This is a genomic window from Abyssibius alkaniclasticus (assembly GCF_020447305.1).
GTDB classification, from domain to species: domain Bacteria; phylum Pseudomonadota; class Alphaproteobacteria; order Rhodobacterales; family Rhodobacteraceae; genus Abyssibius; species Abyssibius alkaniclasticus.
The window spans coordinates 1,940,061-1,957,801 of the sequence record NZ_CP095732.1; the positions used below are offsets into that span (position 1 = coordinate 1,940,061).

Consider the following 17,741-nt stretch of genomic DNA (forward strand, 5'->3'; position numbering starts at 1 on the left):
CCATGCCCATCATCAACTCCATTGCCGACATGCAGGCCGAAATGACCGCGTGGCGGCATGATTTTCACGAAAACCCCGAATTGCTTTACGAGGTGCAGCGCACGGCCGGGCTGGTGGCCGAACGGCTGCGCGCCTTTGGCTGTGACGCGGTGGTCGAGGGCGTCGGGCGCACGGGTGTTGTGGGGGTGATCCACGGCAAGCAGCGCGGCGCGGGGCGGGTGATGGGGCTGCGCGCCGATATGGATGCGCTGCCGATGAGCGAGGCGACGGGGCTGGCCCATGCCTCCAGGGTGCCGGGAAAAATGCACGCCTGCGGGCATGACGGGCATACATCCATGCTGCTGGGGGCAGCAAAATACCTGTGCGAAACGCGGCGGTTCGACGGCACGGCCGTGGTGATATTCCAGCCCGCCGAAGAGGGCGGCGCGGGCGGCAAGGCGATGGTGGATGACGGGATGATGGAGCGGTTCGGCATTCAGGAGGTTTATGGGATGCACAACTGGCCGGGCATTCCGCTGGGGGAATTTGCCATTCGTCCGGGGCCGTTTTTTGCGGCCACCGATGTGTTTGACATTCATGTCACCGGCAAGGGCGCACATGCCGCCAAGCCAAACGATGGCGTGGACCCGACCGTGATGGCCAGCCAGCTGGTGCTGGCGCTGCAAACCATAGCCAGCCGCAATGCCGACCCGGTCGAGGCGCTGGTAGTGTCTGTCACCAGTTTCGAGACGGGGAGCAAGGCTTATAACGTGATCCCCGAAACCGTGCATCTCAAGGGCACGGTGCGCACATTGAAGCCGGACCTGCGCGACATGGCCGAGGCGCGGATGGGCGAGATTTGTGCCGGAATCGGCGCGGCGATGGGCGGGCGCATACTGCTCGATTACCGCCGCTCTTACCCTGTTATGGCCAATAGCGCGGCGCAGACCGAATTTGCCGCGCGGGTGGCCGAAGGGATAACGCCGGGCGTTGACCGCGCGGCACCGCTGATCATGGGCGGCGAGGATTTCGCCTATATGCTGGAGGCACGGCCGGGGGCGTATATTCTGGCGGGCAATGGCGACAGCGCGATGGTCCACCACCCGAAATATGATTTCAATGACGCGCTGTTGCCGGTGGGTGCAAGCTATTTTGCGCGGCTGGTGGAAGAGGGGATGCCCGTCTAGCCGGTTTTGGCACCACGATTGGCGGCGCTGCGCCCAAGCGCGATCGTGTAGCGGCCAAGCGATGCCAGCGCCGCTTCGGCCTGTGGCAGGTTGCGGTTTGCAAGCGCGTCGATCAGCGCGGCGTGGAAATTGGTGATTTCAACGCGGTCGCGGGCGCGATAGGTGATCATGTTCATCAGCGGCTGCATGGCTTCAACCGCGCCGGCAAGCTGGAACGACAGCACCGGGTTGGCGGCGGCATCGACCAGCGCGCGGTGGAAGGCAACATCGGAGGCGCAGAAGCTTTCATCCGTCAGGGCGGCGGATTGCTGGCGCGCAAGTTCGCGGCGCAGCGTGGCCAGCGTTCCGGCATTGGCACGCTCTACTGCCAGCGGCAGGCAGGCACGTTCCAGCGCAAACCGCGCCTCGGCCACGGTTTCAAAGCTGACGGCGTGCATGGAAATGAGCAGCGTGGCGGTGGTAATGGCCTGATCATAGGCCTCGGCCCAGTCGATTTTATTCACAAACGCCCCGCCCGCGGCACCGCGCTGCGTGCGAATCAGATTCTGCGCCGCAAGCCGTTTGAGCGCCTCGCGCACCGTGGGGCGGGAGACTGAAAACCGCTCGGCCAGTTCGGTTTCCGAGGGCAGGCGCGCATCGGGCGACAGGGTGCCGCTGACAATCGCCTCGCGCAATGTGTCGGAGATCTGCTTTGAAAGCCCGTCACGGTTGATGGTTGTATAGTCGATCATCGCATTCTCCTGTCGCGATCAATATGTCAGACAATTATTTATTTGACAATTGCAGAGATGCGCGCTGATGTGGGCGCTGAGAAACCAGCCCGGCCCGCCCATGCAAACCATTGCCCGCAAACGCCTGCCAAACCTGCCCGCCTTGCGCTGGCTGCTGTTTTACGGGCTGATTCTGGCGGCCTGGCTGGGGCTGTTTGTGCAGTTGCGCGGGGGGCAACACGGGGGGCAATTCGGGGCGCAGCACGGGGGGCAATTCGGGCAGATGCTCCAGAGCCTGAATGCCGCGCAAGCGGGCTATGGCGCAGCACTGGCCATGTGGGCGCTGATGGGTGCGGCAATGATGGCGCCAACCTTCCTGCCCGCGCTGAAAACCTATGACGATCTGCGCCATACCGGGGCGGTGCCGCGCGGCGGGTTTTATGCGCTGCTTGGCGGGTTTTTGGCCGTTTGGCTGGGCTTTGCCGCTGTCGCGGCTGGCGCACAGGTCGGGCTGGCCGGGCTTGGTGGCGGCGCGGCGCGCTGGGCAATGCCGCTTTTGCTGGGGCTGGCGGGGCTTTACCAGTTCAGTTCGGCCAAGGCGGGCTGCCTTGCAAAATGCCGCGCACCGCTGACCTTTTACATGGGCAACTGGCGCGACGGTTTCTGGGGCTCGGCGCGGATGGGGCTGAAACTGGGCACGCTCTGCCTTGGCTGTTGCTGGGCGCTGATGGCTTTGGGGCTGATCGGCGGCGCGATGAGCCTTGCGCTGATGGGGCTGGCCACTTTGCTGATGGTTCTGGAAAAACTGCCGCAAATCGGCCGCCATGTAACAAAACCGCTGGGGCTGGCCCTGCTGGGCGCAGCCGCATTTACCGCAATTTCTGGATAATCGGGGAGGATTGAAATGGCTGATGGAGCGCAACTGGGCACGGTGCCGTGGAGCATCAGGGGCGAGCTGATCTTGAACTGCAACTGCACGGTGTTCTGCCCCTGCGTTGTAAGCCTTGGCAAGCACCCGCCGACCGAAGGCTATTGCCAGGCCTGGGTGGGCATTCGCATTGACGCGGGCGCCTATGGCGATGCCAGCCTCGCGGGGCTGAATGTGGGCCTGCTGATGGATATTCCCGGCAATATGGGGCGCGGCAACTGGAAGGCGGCGGCCTATATTGACGAGCGGGCATCGGATGCGGCCTATGACGGTCTGGTGCATATTTTCAGCGGCGCGGCACGCGGCACGACCGGCCTGTTCAAAATGCTGGTGAGCGAGTTCTTGGGTGCTGAACGCGCGGCGGTGGAGTATCGCACCGAGGGTAAAACCCGGCATCTGACCGTGGGCAAAAAGATTGTCGGCGCGATTGAACCCGTGGCCGGGGCTGGCGGCAATGATATTGTGATTTCCAACACCGAATACTGGATGGGGCCGGATATTACCGTGGCCCATGCCCTGAAAAGCCGCGTGCGCGCCTATGGCCGCGTGTGGGATTTTGACGGGCGTTCGGCCGAGATCTGCCAGATAGACTGGAAGGGGCCAAAGTGAGCGCGCCGCTGCTTTCACCCTCGCGCCGGTTGCGGCGCACGCCATTCTCAAGCGGGGTCGAGGCGGCGGGGGTCAAGGCCTATACGGTCTATAACCACATGCTTTTGCCCACGGTGTTCCGCTCGGTCGAGGAAGATTACCACCATCTGAAACAGGCGGTGCAGGTTTGGGATGTAGCCTGCGAGCGGCAGGTGGAAATTCGTGGCCCCGATGCCGGCAAGCTGATGCAGATGCTCACCCCGCGCGATTTGCGCCGCATGGTGGCCGGGCAGTGCTATTATGTGCCGATTGTCGATGAAACCGGCGGGATGCTGAATGACCCGGTTGCCGTGAAGCTGGCCGACGACCGGTGGTGGATTTCCATTGCCGATAGTGACCTGCTTTACTGGGTGAAGGGGCTGGCCTTTGGCTACCGGCTGGATGTGCTGGTGGACGAGCCGGACATCTCGCCGCTGGCCGTGCAGGGGCCAAGGGCCGAGGCGCTGATGGCGCGGGTCTTTGGGGATGCGGTGAAGGATATCCGCTTCTTTCGTTTCGCGCATTTCGATTTTCAGGGCCGCGACATGGTTGTGGCGCGCTCGGGCTATTCCAAGCAGGGCGGGTTCGAGATTTATGTGAACGGCTCCGATATGGGAATGCCGCTGTGGAACGCGCTGATGGAGGCGGGGCGCGATCTGGATGTTCATGCCGGCTGCCCCAACCTGATCGAGCGGATCGAGAGCGGCTTGCTGAGCTATGGCAATGACATGACCGATGACAACACCCCGCATGAATGCGGGCTGGGGCGGTTTTGTGATACGCAAAGCGCGATTGGCTGTATCGGGCGCGATGCGCTGTTGCGCGTGGCCAAGGAAGGCCCGGTGCAGCAGATCCGCTCGTTGGCCATCGAGGGCGACAGGCTGGGGCTGTGTGACCGCTACTGGCCGCTTTGCACGCCTGCGGGCGAGCAGGTGGGCCGGGTGAGTTCGGCGGCATACGCGCCCGATTTTGGCACGAATGTTGCCCTTGGCATGGTGCGCATGACCCATTGGGATGCGGGCACCACGCTTGTGGTGCATACGCCCGGCGGGAAACGCGGTTGCGTGGTGCAGGAAAAACCCTTCAACTAGGCGGAAATGGCGATATGGGGGCCGCGATGATCACACCGGAATTTGCACGCATGATGGCGCGCTATAACAGCTGGCAGAACGGGCAGATGGCTGCGGCGATGGCAGAGCTGGATGAGGCGGCGCTCAGGGCCGCGCGCGGGGCGTTTTTCGGGAGCATCCTGCGCACGGCCAGCCATGTGCTGTGGGGCGACACGATCTGGATGTCGCGCTTCCAGGGGGTTGAGCCGCCTGCCGTGAGCATTGCGCAAAGCCCCGAAATGTTTGGCGAATTCGAGGGCTGGCAGCAGGCGCGTCTGGCGATGGATGCGCGCATAGAAGCCTGGGCGGGCAGGCTGGAGCAGGGCGATATCGATGCCGATCTGACCTGGTATTCCGGCCTGTCAAAGGCAGAAATGCGCAAGCCGATGTCGGTTCTGGTCGTGCATCTGTTCAACCATCAAACGCATCATCGCGGGCAGATTTCTGCTATGCTGACCGCGGCAGGCCAGGCGCAAGGCCCGACCGACCTGCCCTGGATGCCAAGCTAGAGGGGGAAAGCGAATGCGCGCCGATTATGAAGCCCTGAAGCCATGCCGTGCGAATTACGTGCCGCTGACGCCACTGTCGTTTCTGGCGCGGGCGGCACAGGTATTCCCCGATGATGATGCGGTGATTTATGGCAGCTACCGCGCGACGTGGCGGCAGGTGCAGGCGCGCATATCCGCGCTGGCCGATAGCCTGCGCGCCCGTGGCATTGGGCTTGGCGACACGGTTTCGGTGATCTGCCCGAATATTCCGCAAATGTTTGAATGCCATTATGCCGTGCCGCTGGCGGGGGCGGTGCTGCACAGCATCAATACACGGCTGGAGGCCGACACCATCGCCTATATGCTGGGCCATGCCGATAGCAAGCTGGTTTTGTGCGACAGCGCCTTTGCGCCGCTATTGCGCGCGGCGCTCGCGCTGCTGGGGCGCGATATTCCGGTGGTCGATATTATCGATGACCAGGCCGGGCAGGGGCCGGGCTTTGGCGGCGATGATTACGAGGCGCTTGTGGCGGCGGGCGATGCGGGGTTTGCGGGCGTGCCGGTGGAAGATGAATGGCAGGCGATTGCGCTGAATTATACATCCGGCACGTCGGGAAGGCCGAAGGGCGTGGTTTACCACCATCGCGGCGCTTACCTGATGGCGCTGGGCACGGCGGCGGGCTGGAGCCTGCCGCAACGCCCGACCTATATGTCGATCGTGCCGATGTTCCATTGCAACGGCTGGAACCACCCCTGGGCCATGCCGATCATGGGCGCGCGCATGGTGTTTGTGCGCGATACCACGGCGGTGAAAATGTATGAGGCGATCCGCGCCCACAAGGTTACGCATTTCGGTGCCGCGCCGATCATTCTGCAAATGCTGGCCGATGCGCCCAAGGATGTGAAGGGCGGGTTCGACCATGTGGTCAACGCCTTTACCGCCGGCGCACCACCCCCCGCCGCCGTGCTGGAAAAGATGCGCGCGCTGGGCTTTGCGGTGATGCATGTTTACGGGCTGACCGAAACCTATGGCCATGTCACCCAGTGCATTGCGCGCGAGGACTGGGCCGATCTGCCCGCCGAGCAGCAGGCCGAAATGGCGGCGCGCCAGGGTGTGGGCTTTCCGATGCTGGAGGCCGTGGATGTGGTGGACCGCGAAACCGGCGCGCCCGTGCCCGAGGATGGCGAGACACAGGGCGAGATCGTGATGCGCGGCAATGTCGTCATGTCGGGCTATTACAAGGATGCGGCGGCAACGGGCGCGGCGTTCAAGGACGGCTGGTTCTGGTCGGGCGATGCGGCGGTGAAATTCCCCGGCGGGCAGGTGAAAATCCGCGACCGGCTGAAGGATGTGATCATTTCGGGCGGCGAGAATATATCCTCGGTCGAGGTGGAGGGCGTGCTGTTCCGCCACCCCGCCGTGGCTTTGGCCGCCGTTGTGGCGATGGAGGATGCCAAATGGGGCGAGGTGCCCTGCGCCTTTGTCGAGCTGCGCGAAGGGGCAAGCGCGACCGAGGCCGAGATCATCGCCTTTTGCCGCGAGCGCCTTGCCGGGTTCAAATGCCCCAAAGCCGTGCGGTTCGAGGAATTGCCGAAAACCAGCACCGGAAAGATCCAGAAATTTCAATTGCGGGCGCGGCTAAGTGCCTGAGACAAGGAGATGACAATGAGCTTTAGGGCCCTGCGGGTAGACAAGAACGACGATGGCAAGACATCGGCTGCGGTTGTGGAGATGGCGTTGAGCGACCTGCCCGAGGCCGAGGTGACGGTGGCGGTGGAATATTCCACGGTGAATTACAAAGACGGTTTGTGCATTGGCCCCGGCGGCGGGCTGGTGCGCAACTACCCCCATATTCCGGGCATTGATTTTGCAGGCACGGTCGAGACCAGTTCCGATGCGCGCTATAAGCCCGGCGACAAGGTCGTGCTGACCGGCTGGCGCGTGGGCGAGGCGCATTGGGGCGGTTACAGCCAGCGCGCGCGGGTAAAGGCCGACTGGCTGGTGCCCCTGCCCGACGGGCTGAGCGCCAAGCAGGCAATGGCGGTGGGCACGGCCGGGTTTACGGCCATGCTGGCGGTGATGGCGCTGGAAGCGCATGGGCTGAAACCGGGGCGCGGGCCGGTGCTTGTGACCGGGGCTGCGGGCGGTGTCGGCTCGGTCGCGACGGCGATTCTGGCCAATCTGGGCTATGAGGTGGCGGGTGTGACCGGACGGCCCGAAACGGCTGAGTATCTGCGCGGGCTCGGGGCGGCCCGGATTGTGGCGCGTGCGGAGCTGAACGAAACCACCAAGCGCCCGCTGGAGGGTGAAACATGGGCCGGCTGTGTAGACGCCGTTGGCGGGGCGATGCTGGCGCGCGTGCTGGGGCAGATGAAATATGGCGCGAGCGTTGCGGCGGTGGGCCTTGCCGGGGGGGCGGCCCTGCCCGCCACGGTCATTCCCTTCCTGCTGCGCGGCGTGAACCTTTTGGGCATAGATAGCGTGATGCAACCCTATGACAACCGCCTGGCGGCCTGGAGGCGCATAGCGACGGACCTGCCGATGGACAAGCTCGAAGCGATGATCGTGCCGGCAACTCTGGGCGACCTGCCCAGGCTTGGCGCCGAAATTCTGCAAGGGCAGGTGCGGGGCCGCGTGGTGGTTGATGTGAACGCCTGAGCCTGATCTGTGCGGCGGGGCTTGGCAGAAACCGGTTTCAGTGCTTACACTCGCCCCAAATCAGGGGGCGGATATGAACGAGATCACCACAACCCAGGGGCAGCGCAACCTGCCGCGCTATTTTGCAACCATGTTCGCCATGCTGGGCGGGCTGAAACAGGGCGCGGTGCGCTTTACCCTGCCCGATGGCCGCGTGTTTCGTGCCGAAGGCCAGGCAGCGGGCGATATGGGCGAGATCATCGTGCGCCGTGGTTCGATGTTTGCGCGCATCGCGCGCGACGGGCAATTGGGCGTGTCAGAAAGCTATATGGATGGCGACTGGGACAGCCCGGATCTGCTGCGCCTGCTCGATGTGCTGATGCCCAGCAACGAGGCTTTTGCCGGCCAGATGCGCGGCGTGGGGCTGGTGCGCAGCTATGAGCGGTTGCGCCACTGGCTGCGCGGCAATTCGCGCAGCCAGGCGCAGCGCAATATCGCGCATCACTATGATTTGGGGAATGAATTTTACAGCCAGTGGCTGGATGAGAGCATGACCTATTCCAGCGCGCTGTTCGCCACGCCGCAAGACAGCCTTGCCGATGCGCAGCGCGCCAAATATGCCGCCATTTGCGACGGGCTGAATCTGCGCCAGGGCGATAACTTGCTGGAAATTGGCTGCGGCTGGGGCGGCTTTGCGGAATATGCGGCGCGCGAGCGTGGCGCGAAGGTGACAGGGCTGACGATTTCGCGCGCCCAGCATGATTTTGCCGCCGCGCGAATGCAGCGACTGGGGCTGAATGACCGGGTGGAGATTGTGTTGCGCGACTATCGCGATGCGCGCGGGCAATATGATGGCATTGCCTCGATCGAAATGTTCGAGGCCGTGGGCGAACCCTATTGGCCCGCCTATTTCGACACCGTGAAAGAGCGGCTCAAACACGGCGCGCGCGCGGCGCTGCAAATTATCACCATCCGCGATGATCTGTTTGACCATTACCGCAAACATGTTGATTTCATTCAGAAATACATCTTCCCCGGCGGGATGCTCCCCTCGCCGCACGCGCTGGCGCAGCAAACCGCGCAGGCAGGGTTGCAGGCGGTGAAAAGCTTTGACTTTGCACCAAGCTATTCGCGCACATTGCGGCTATGGATGGCCGAGTTCAACGCCAAATGGGAGGGCATCCGCCAGCTTGGCTTTGACGAGCGGTTCCGCCGGATGTGGAATTTCTACCTTGCCTCATGTGCCGCGGGCTTTGCGGGGCGGCAGATTGGCGTGGTGCAGAACACCTATCAGCGGGCCTAGCCCAGCCAGACCGACATCAACGACCCTGCACCCGGACGCGCCAGAAAGCTGACGCGCTGGCCGGCAAGGCTGCGCTGGCTGCCGACCCATTCGCCGCGCTCGGTATAAAACAGGTCTATCTCCATATCGCCGCGCACGGTGTAACGGGTGACATTGGTGGGGCCGGCGGCGGTTTCAAGCGTCATCGGGCCGGCATTGCCGGCGCGGATGTTCAAAGGCCGGCCATCTTGCGTGGAAATCCACACCGGGCGGGTGAGAAAATCGGCCGCAAAAAAGCTGGAGGTCGCGGGGTTGCCCGGCACAAGCCCCGAATAGCGCGAGCCGTTCACCTGCACACCGCCATTTGTGGCGCTGGCATTGGCGAATTCTGCACTGCCATCGTTATTGGTGGTGGCTTCGAGGTTCTGCAAACGGCCACCCTGCCAGGTTTCGCGCGCCTGCAAATCATAGCTGAAATTGAGCAGGCCAAGGATGGAAATATCGAGATTGGCGCTGACATCGGCGACGATGCTGCTGCCCTGCCGGCGCAGGCTGACCGTGCTGGCCCCAATTTCGCGACGCCCGATCTTGATCACGAAATCGCGCCGCGCGCTGGCGGCCGCCCAGATCGCGGTCGGGCTGCTCAGGGCAAGCGCGCCAGCCGCCCCGCCGGTTTTCAGAAAATCACGCCGCGAAAACACCATTGCACTACCCATTTATTCTGCGCTCTGCCACAATCCGGCCAGCGCCTATGGGCGATATATAATGCAATTCGCCGCCAGATCAAACCGGGCGGCTTGCGCTGACATGAAGGGTAACATTTCGTGCGGAACCTGTTTTTTTACGGCACATTGCGCGATGCCGATGTGCTGGCAATGGTTTTGGGCCCGGAACGCGCCACGCTGACGCCGGCCGTGCTGGATGACCATGTGGCAATGGCGGTCGCGGGCGAGACCTTTCCGATAATTCACGCGAAGATCGGCGCGCAAGCGCATGGTTTATTGGCAGAAAACCTGAGTGATGAAGCTGTTGAACGGCTGAATTATTTCGAGCTTGGCTTTGGCTATGAGCTGCGCAGCCTTGCCGTGCGCGCCGGTGCGCGGGTGGTGCAGGCGCAGGTTTATTTCTGCCCGCCCGGCCTGTTTGCAACCGATGGCGAATGGGATTTTGCCCATTGGGGCCAGCGCCAGAAGCCGCTGTTTCTGGAGGCGGGGGCCGAGTTCATGGCGCAATATGGGCGGATTCCGGCTGACAGGCTGGAGCCGTTCTGGGCGGGAATGCGCGTGCGCGCGCTGGCGCGCATTGCCGGGCGGGCCACGAATGCGCCAGCGGTTTTGCGCAAAACCCATAAGGACGAGGTGGAAACCATCGCCATGCAGCGCCCCTATCTGGGGTATTTCGCAATGGAGGAATTCGAGCTTCGATTGCGCAAATTCAACGGCGAGATGAGCGGGCCGCTGCGCCGCGCGGTGTTTGCCAGCGGCGATGCCGTTACCGTGCTGCCCTATGATGCGGTGCGCGATTCTGTGCTGCTGGTCGAACAATTCCGCCCCGGCCCCTTTGCGCGGCAAGACCCGAACCCCTGGTGCCTTGAGGCGATTGCCGGGCGTATGGATGCCGATGAAAGCCCCGAGGCAACCGCCCGGCGCGAGGCGGTTGAGGAGGCGGGGCTTGTTCTTGGTGAAATGGAGCGGATGTTTGGCTATTACACATCGCCCGGTGCGGTGGCGGAATATATTACCGGCTTCGTGGCGCAGGTCGATCTGGGCAAGGCGGGCGGCTATTTCGGGTTGGAGGCCGAGCAGGAGGATATTCGCGCGCTTGTGGTGCCGTTTGAGGCAGCCCATGCCACCATTGCCAGCGGCGAGGCGAATAACGCGCCGCTGCTGTTAAGCCTGCAATGGCTGGCGGCGAACCGCGCGCGGCTGCGCAGGCTCTGGGCCGGTGAACAAGGTAGTGTTGCTTGAAGCTGGGCTAGCAACACCGTATTGGTGGGCCAAGCGCGCCGCGCAAAGCACGGATGAAAGGGACTGACATGCAGGTTTACAGCGATCTGGCCGCGGCCATTGGAAATACGCCGCTGATCAAGCTGCGCCGGGCTTCCGAGGAAACCGGCTGCACGATTCTGGGCAAGGCCGAATTCATGAATCCCGGCCAATCGGTCAAGGACCGCGCGGCGCTGAGCATCATCCGCGCTGCAATCGCCTCGGGCGAATTGCGCCCCGGTGGCACGATTGTTGAAGGCACGGCGGGCAATACCGGCATCGGGCTGGCGCTGGTGGGCGCCTCGATGGGGTTCAAGACCGTCATCGTCATTCCTGAAACCCAAAGTCAGGAAAAGAAGGACATGATCCGCCTTGCCGGTGCGCAACTGGTGCAAGTGCCTGCAAAACCATACAAAAACCCCAATAACTATGTGCGTTACTCGGGGCGTTTGGCGGCGGAACTGGCCAAGACCGACCCGAATGGCGCGATCTGGGCCAACCAGTTTGACAATGTCGCCAACCGTCAGGCGCATATCGACACGACCGCGCCGGAAATTCTGGAGCAGACTCAGGGCGGGGTGGACGGGTTTATATGCTCCATCGGCTCGGGCGGCACCTTGGCGGGTGTGGCTGCCGGGCTGCGCGCCATCAAACCGCAGGTGAAAATCGGGCTGGCCGACCCGGGCGGCAGTGCGATGTATGGGCATTATATTGAAGGCGAGCTGAAGGCCGAGGGCGGCTCGATTACCGAAGGCATCGGGCAGGGGCGCATTACCGCCAATCTGGAAGGGCTGAAGGTTGATATGGGCTATCGCATTCCTGATGGCGAAGCCTTGCCGGTCGTGTTTGATCTGTTGGCCGAGGAAGGCCTGTGCCTTGGCGGCTCGTCGGGCATCAACATTGCGGGGGCCATGCGCATGGCGCGCGATTTGGGGCCGGGCCATGTGATTGTGACCATGCTGTGCGATTATGGCACGCGCTATCAGTCCAAACTGTTCAACCCGGCGTTTCTGCGTGAAAAGAACCTGCCGGTGCCGGCCTGGCTTGCGGCGACGGGCGCTGACCTGCCGGATGTATTTGCCGATGAATAGCCGCTGGCGCAGCCTTGCCGCGGCGCTACTGCTGGCGCTGGCCGGGGCTGCGCCCGGGGCGGCCCAGCAACCGGCGCCCGCCGAAGTTAGCGCGCAAGACCAGATTGCCGCCTGGAACCAGACCGCAACCCGCGCCGAAGATGTGCTGGTGCAGGGCGCGGCTTCGACCGCGTCGCTGGAAACGCTGCGCGCCGATCTGGCAGCACAACGCGCAGCGGCGCTGGCCTTTCAGGAAGCGAATACCGACCGCGGCAAAACCCTGTCCGCACAGCTGGAGGCCCTTGGGCCACCGCCAACCGACGGGATTGCCGAGGCCGAGGAAATTTCCGCCCGGCGGCGTGACCTGGTCCGGCAGGTGACGCAAATCACCGTGCCGATGCTGGCCGCGCAAGACGCCTATCGCCGCGCCGATACGCTGATTGGCGAGATTGATGCGCTGATCCGCGCGCGCCTGGCCAGTGAGCTTGTCGCGCTTGGCCCGGCGGCCATAAACCCGCAGCATTGGCCCAAAGCCTATATGGAAACGCAAGGGTTTGTGGCGCGGATTACCACCGAAATCGGCAATGCGCTGAAAAACCCCGTGCGGCGCAGCTATATGGTGCGCCAATTGCCGGTCGTGGTCATGGCGCTGCTTGCCGGGCTGGTGATTTTGGTCAGCATCCGGCGTGCAGCACTTGGGCGGATCGAGGCCGGGCTGACCCAGCGCACGGCCCTGCGCGAACGTGTGCTATGGGTGGCGGCGCTGAATCTGGGGCGGCTGGCGCTGCCCGCGCTTGGCGCCTGGGCGCTGATCTGGGCGCTGAAAACCGCCGCAATTCTGGGGCTGAACGGGCAGGCGATTTTGCGCGTGCTGCCGGCAATGGCCGCGGTGATGATCGGCGGCAACTGGCTGGCGCATAGCCTGTTTTCGCCGCGCTTGTCGCAAGTGCGGCTCGTGCCGCTCAGCGACCATCAGGCCCGCCATGCCAGCCAGATCGTGCAAGGCCTGGCGCTGATCTGGGCCTTGCGGATTGTGACCGACGCCGCCGTGCAGCGCGGCCAGTTCAGCAGCGAAACCGCCGCTGTGCTTAGCCTTGTGCTGATCGGCATTGGCGCGGTTCTGCTATGGCGGCTGGCGCGCAGCCTGCATTTGGTGCTGGATGCGGAAAACGCGCAGACCGAAAGCGTTGGGCGCAGTTTTCTGGCCTTTCTGCGCCGGCTGGTTCTGGTGGTTGGGCTTGTCGCCCCGCTGATGGCGGCAATCGGCTATTTTGCCTTTGCGCGCTTCCTGTTTTACCCGACAATTCAGACACTTGCACTGTTTGGCATGGTCTATGTCCTGGTTGTGCTGGTCAATGATATTCTGGGCAGTCTGCTGGCAAGCGATGACCCCGAACAGCTTGACCTGACCTCGGAACAGCGGATTTTACCGGTGCTGATCGGCCTGCTTTTCGCGCTTGTCGCCATGCCGTTCTTCGCGCTGATCTGGGGCGCGCGCGTGAGCGACCTGACCGAGCTGTGGGTCTGGGCGAATGATGGCGTGTCCATCGGTGGCGCACGGTTCAGCCTGCGCGACCTTGCGGTGCTGGTCATCGTCTTCCTGATCGGGTTTTTCATTACCCGCCTGCTGCAAAAAATGCTGCGCACGGCGGTGTTGCCGCGCACACGCATGGATGCGGGCGGGCGCAATGCCATGCTGTCGGGGGTGGGCTATGTCGGCTATACGCTGGCCGCGCTGGCCGCGATTTCAGCCACCGGGCTGAACCTGTCGAGCCTGGCAATCGTGGCCGGTGCGCTTTCGGTCGGCATTGGTTTTGGGTTGCAGAATATCGTGTCGAATTTCGTTTCGGGCATTATCCTGCTGATCGAGCGGCCCATCAAGGAAGGCGACTGGATCGAGGTTTCGGGCTTTGCGGGCTATGTGCGCGGCATTCGCGTGCGCTCGACCCTGATTGAAACCTTCGATCGGGGGGCGGTCATCCTGCCCAATTCCGACCTGATCGCCGGCACCGTGCTGAACTGGACGCATTCCAACCTTGTGGGAAGGGTAAAGGTGCCGGTGGGCGTGGCCTATGGCTCGGACCCGCGCCTGGTAGAGCGTGTGTTGATGGAAATTGCCGAAAACCACCCGATGGCGCTGAAAAACCCCGGCCCGAGCGTGGTTTTCATGGGGTTTGGCGCCGATTCGATGGATTTCGAGCTGCGGGCGTTTCTGCGCGATGTGAACTGGATGCTCAGCGCGCAGTCGGACATGAATTTCGAAATCGTGCGCCGCTTCAAGGAAGAGGGGATCGAAATTCCCTTCGCGCAGCGCGATATCAATTTCCGCGACCTCAAGGGCATCAGCAACGCGCTGCGTGATGCAATTCACCCCCCCAAACCCGAAAGCGGCCCGCGCACCGAGCTGGAACCCTGAGCCGCGGCGCGCCTTGCCCGGAATGTCTGACCGCAACACGCGCCGGCCCCGTATGGCGTTCAGGTTCTGGCGACAAATCCCCGCGACCGGACCGGCGCACCGACCTGCGCAAACGCATTGCCCGCACCGGGATGCGAAATAGCGCAGCCAACCCCTTGCAAAGCGCGCGCAACTCGCGCTACACACCGCCCCACGGACAGGTGGCCGAGTGGTCGAAGGCGCACGCCTGGAAAGTGTGTAGGCGGGGAACCGTCTCCAGGGTTCGAATCCCTGTCTGTCCGCCACTTGCCTTTGTGAAACGTTTCTCCCCATCCGGCTGCGGCTGGATTTTTCCGTTGTTTTCGGGGGGTATGCGGGTGGGGCTGGCGCTGAGCTTTGCAGCGGTAGAAATTCGACATTTCGCAAGGCGAGAAGAGGCCGGTTGTTGAACGGTGCCACGACGCGCCTGAACGCGGGGTGCTTTTGGCAGCGGCTTGTATGTTGCGGCCTGAAGCTAAATTTCTGGTGGCGTCCTTATTGGCGATGAGGTCAGAAACCCGGCTATCGCGTTTACGGCCGCGCCCATGTCGGCGGCGCTGGCATATTCATCGGGATGGTGGCTGAGGCCATTCTTGCAGCGGACAAACAGCATTGCGATCGGGCAGAGATCGGACATGGCCGAGGCATCGTGGGTTGCCCCGGATGGCAGTTTGACAAGGCGTTGCCCGCTTTGCTCAACCGCCTTGGCCAGGGCATCGGACAGGGCCGGGTCACAGGCGACAGCCGGTTGCTCGTAGGTCTTTGTCATCTCGAAAGTCAGGCCAGAATCTTGCGCTATTTGTGTGCCGAACGCGCGCATTTGCCTGGCGAAACTTTGCCTTTCACCATCGGAAACCGAGCGAATTTCGAGCGAAAACGCCGTTGTGTCGGGAATGGCATTTACGGCGTTGGGATGGACCAGTAGAGAGCCGACAGTGGCGCGGATGCTGTGCGTTTCCCTGGCCAGATCCGAAGTGGCACTGACAAAACGCGATGCCGCAACAAGCGCGTCACGGCGATCTGCCATCGGCACCGTGCCCGCGTGACCGGTTTCGCCGACGAAGCGAAGGCTGTTGCGCTCGATCCCGCAGATTCCGGTGACAACCCCGAGCGCGGCGTCTTGCCCCTCCAATACTGGCCCTTGTTCGATATGCGCTTCGAGATATCCCAGAACCTCGGACGGCGCGCGTGCAAGATTGTCAAGCCGCGCCGGATCGCCACCGAAACCGGCAAGTGCCGCGCCAAGTGCCACGCCTTCGCTGTCTTCAAGGCTCAGCGCGGATTTTTCATATGTTCCGGCAAGCGCGCGCGGGCCAAGCAGGGCGGTTGGAAAACGCACGCCTTCTTCATCGGCAAATGCGAGGACTTCAACTGAACAGCCGGGTTTTGCGCCTTCGCGTTTCAGTTTCTCAAGCGCCAGACAGGCCAGGACGACCCCCATGATGCCATCATAGCGCCCGCCATTTGGAACGGAATCCTGATGCGAGCCTATCAGCAAGGTCTTGCTGCCTTCGGGCCCGTCATGGCGGCCGATCAGGGTTGATGCCGCGTCCATGCGCGGGTGCAGCCCTGCTGCGGTCATCCAGTCACGTATGTGGTTCAGGGCTGCCTTATGCTCTGGCGTGAACGGCAGGCGCGTTACGCCGCCGCCGGTTTGCGAGCATTTGGCGATTTCAGACAGGCGGGTTTGGGCAATAACGCCGAAGTTCATATGCATTCCAAATTTATTATGATAAATTATTAGCTACACAAGAGTTCAACCCTCGTCTAGAAAAATGTGATGAAGCAAAATTTGGCCCGACTGGACAATCCGAAAGTTACCGACGCGCCGCGCGCGCAAAAAAGGTCGCGTCCGGTTCAGGTGGCTGACCAGATCAAGCGCTGGGTTGTCGAGCGCGACTTGCGCAAGGGCGACAAGCTGCCCAATGAAGCCGAGATGATTGCGCAATTCGGTGTTTCGAAGGGCACGGTTCGCGAGGCGATGCGGATTCTTGAAGCGCAGGGGTTGATCGTTACAAAAACCGGCCCGGGCGGTGGCAGTTCGGTGGGCGAGGTGAGCAAGGACCGAGCAATGTCTCTGCTTGGAAACTACTTCTACTTCAAGGATTTGTCGCTGTCCGATATCTATGAGATGCGCAAGCTGCTGGAGCCGGCGATGGTGGCCAGACTTGCCGGCAATCTGGACGCGAAAACCTTGGCCGAATTGCGCGACATGGCGCATCGGCATCCGGAACCCGCGCGCACGCCGGAAGAAGAAAAGCAGCAGCATATCTCATCGCTGATCTTTCATGCACGTCTGGCCGATGCCGCCGAGAATGAACTGATGGGCTTTGTGATTTCCTTCATGGCGCGAATCCTGTCCGACCTGACAATTTATCGCCGACTCTATGCTGAACCGAACAGAGAGCTTTGGGAGCGGGGGCGTCAGCACCAGATAGAGTTGGTCGATGCGCTGGAGCAGGGCGACTGCGCGCGCGCCCGGGCAACCATGTTGTCACATATGGAAGGTGCCGAACGGATGATGAATGCGCAGGAAATGCGGATCACGCGGGAATTCATGGCCGAATAGCCGCTTCCGGCACGGCGTTTTGTTCATGGCGCGCGCTCACGATCCGTTTGAACGGGGGTTTCGTGCAGCCAGTTTGCATAGGGCGGCTCGCCGACCTTTCTTGCAAGCGCCGCAAGATCCTTTAGCGGCGTGGCGCTGTCATCGATGCGCAGGTCTATGGGCGGCGCATCCGGGCTGAGAACGAGCAGGGCTGCAGATTGCAGCCCGCGCACGTCAGACCCGGCTGCTTGTGCTGCCTGAAGCGCCGAGACGAGGCGGGCAGGCGGGCTTGCCGCGCTCGTTTCATATCCGGCAATCAATGCCTCCAGCACATTGCGCGATTTGATCATATTTCCGGCCACGATCAGGTTGGGGGTGGCGATATGGTCGGCATAAGGCACGCTGGCCGCACCTGTATACCCCGCTGTTCCGCCCGACATGTCGAGAACGGCAAGTTGGCGATGCGCGCGGCCATTGTCAGGCCGTGTCAGGGCCGAAACCACATCTGCGGCCCGCTTGCCGGCGTATAATTGGCGCATGGCATCGTCACGCCAGAATGTGCTGGGCGCCGTTCCTTGCGAGGCGCAGAGGCCCGATTCGATGTCTCCGCGCAGAACCCAGCCTCCGACACACAGGCTGCCCGTGGCGGCCGCCCCGGCGTAAACGCCTGTTTTTTGGTCAAATGTCAGAATGGAAAACGTCATGGCACGACCCCTAGCACAATTATCTTGTATTTATCATGAGAATTTGGCTAAA

General features: G+C 62.6%; 16 protein-coding genes and 1 tRNA gene. 13 read left to right on the forward strand and 4 right to left on the reverse strand.

What is annotated here, in order from left to right; genetic code table 11:
- The first annotated feature begins 2 nt into the window (after nt 1-2).
- Nucleotides 3-1,166 carry a M20 aminoacylase family protein gene (locus LGT41_RS09710; RefSeq protein WP_274126679.1) on the forward strand — a complete coding sequence of 388 codons (1,164 nt, stop codon included), beginning with the start codon at nt 3-5 and terminating at the stop codon, nt 1,164-1,166.
- Here LGT41_RS09710 and LGT41_RS09715 read toward each other — a convergent pair.
- Nucleotides 1,163-1,897: a FadR/GntR family transcriptional regulator gene (locus LGT41_RS09715; protein WP_274126680.1), complete on the reverse strand. Its 735-nt coding sequence runs from the start codon at nt 1,895-1,897 to the stop codon at nt 1,163-1,165. The two genes, LGT41_RS09710 and LGT41_RS09715, sit on opposite strands and share 4 nt — an antisense overlap.
- A gap of 67 nt (nt 1,898-1,964) precedes the next feature.
- Here LGT41_RS09715 and LGT41_RS09720 point away from each other — a divergent pair, with 67 nt between their 5' ends.
- From LGT41_RS09720 to LGT41_RS09750, 7 genes are all read left to right on the forward strand, one after another.
- Nucleotides 1,965-2,765 carry a DUF2182 domain-containing protein gene (locus tag LGT41_RS09720; protein WP_274126682.1) on the forward strand — a complete coding sequence of 267 codons (801 nt, stop codon included), beginning with the start codon at nt 1,965-1,967 and terminating at the stop codon, nt 2,763-2,765.
- A gap of 15 nt (nt 2,766-2,780) precedes the next feature.
- The gene (locus LGT41_RS09725) at nt 2,781-3,413 is read left to right on the forward strand and encodes a DUF1326 domain-containing protein (protein ID WP_274126684.1); all 633 of its coding nucleotides are present in this window, start codon (nt 2,781-2,783) and stop codon (nt 3,411-3,413) included.
- Nucleotides 3,410-4,522: a dimethylsulfoniopropionate demethylase gene (locus LGT41_RS09730; protein ID WP_274126686.1), complete on the forward strand. Its 1,113-nt coding sequence runs from the start codon at nt 3,410-3,412 to the stop codon at nt 4,520-4,522. The genes LGT41_RS09725 and LGT41_RS09730 overlap by 4 nt, the downstream gene beginning before the upstream one ends.
- Before the next feature lie 26 nt (nt 4,523-4,548).
- Nucleotides 4,549-5,049 (forward strand): DinB family protein, encoded by a 501-nt coding sequence (locus tag LGT41_RS09735; RefSeq protein WP_274126688.1) that lies wholly within the window; start codon nt 4,549-4,551, stop codon nt 5,047-5,049.
- Nucleotides 5,050-5,062: 13 nt separating this feature from the next.
- A complete protein-coding gene (locus tag LGT41_RS09740; protein ID WP_274126689.1) occupies nt 5,063-6,679 on the forward strand; it encodes an AMP-binding protein in 1,617 nt (538 codons plus the stop codon).
- 15 nt (nt 6,680-6,694) lie between these two features.
- Complete coding sequence (acuI, locus tag LGT41_RS09745) at nt 6,695-7,687, forward strand: acryloyl-CoA reductase (RefSeq protein WP_274126690.1); 993 nt, start codon at nt 6,695-6,697, stop codon at nt 7,685-7,687.
- A 73-nt stretch (nt 7,688-7,760) separates the two neighbouring features.
- Nucleotides 7,761-8,969, forward strand: coding sequence for an SAM-dependent methyltransferase (locus tag LGT41_RS09750; RefSeq protein ID WP_274126691.1), 1,209 nt, complete (start codon nt 7,761-7,763; stop codon nt 8,967-8,969).
- Here LGT41_RS09750 and LGT41_RS09755 read toward each other — a convergent pair.
- Nucleotides 8,966-9,664, reverse strand: coding sequence for a DUF6134 family protein (locus LGT41_RS09755; RefSeq protein WP_274126692.1), 699 nt, complete (start codon nt 9,662-9,664; stop codon nt 8,966-8,968). The two genes, LGT41_RS09750 and LGT41_RS09755, sit on opposite strands and share 4 nt — an antisense overlap.
- A gap of 108 nt (nt 9,665-9,772) precedes the next feature.
- Here LGT41_RS09755 and LGT41_RS09760 point away from each other — a divergent pair, with 108 nt between their 5' ends.
- From LGT41_RS09760 to LGT41_RS09775, 4 genes are all read left to right on the forward strand, one after another.
- A complete protein-coding gene (locus LGT41_RS09760) occupies nt 9,773-10,915 on the forward strand; it encodes an NUDIX domain-containing protein (RefSeq protein WP_274126693.1) in 1,143 nt (380 codons plus the stop codon).
- 68 nt (nt 10,916-10,983) lie between these two features.
- Entirely contained in the window at nt 10,984-12,024 is a 1,041-nt protein-coding gene (locus LGT41_RS09765; protein ID WP_274126694.1) for a cysteine synthase A, read from the forward strand.
- Entirely contained in the window at nt 12,017-14,419 is a 2,403-nt protein-coding gene (locus LGT41_RS09770; protein ID WP_274126695.1) for a DUF3772 domain-containing protein, read from the forward strand. Before LGT41_RS09765 ends, LGT41_RS09770 begins: the two co-directional genes overlap by 8 nt.
- Nucleotides 14,420-14,613: 194 nt before the next feature.
- Nucleotides 14,614-14,703 (forward strand) — tRNA-Ser (locus LGT41_RS09775).
- 209 nt (nt 14,704-14,912) lie between these two features.
- Here LGT41_RS09775 and LGT41_RS09780 read toward each other — a convergent pair.
- Entirely contained in the window at nt 14,913-16,148 is a 1,236-nt protein-coding gene (locus tag LGT41_RS09780) for a M20 family metallo-hydrolase (RefSeq protein ID WP_274126696.1), read from the reverse strand.
- Nucleotides 16,149-16,217: 69 nt separating this feature from the next.
- Here LGT41_RS09780 and LGT41_RS09785 point away from each other — a divergent pair, with 69 nt between their 5' ends.
- On the forward strand, nt 16,218-17,006 hold the full coding sequence (locus tag LGT41_RS09785; protein ID WP_274126697.1) for a FadR/GntR family transcriptional regulator: 789 nt from the start codon (nt 16,218-16,220) through the stop codon (nt 17,004-17,006).
- A 23-nt stretch (nt 17,007-17,029) separates the two neighbouring features.
- Here LGT41_RS09785 and LGT41_RS09790 read toward each other — a convergent pair whose 3' ends face one another.
- Complete coding sequence (locus LGT41_RS09790; protein WP_274126698.1) at nt 17,030-17,689, reverse strand: DUF1028 domain-containing protein; 660 nt, start codon at nt 17,687-17,689, stop codon at nt 17,030-17,032.
- Nucleotides 17,690-17,741: the final 52 nt, after the last annotated feature.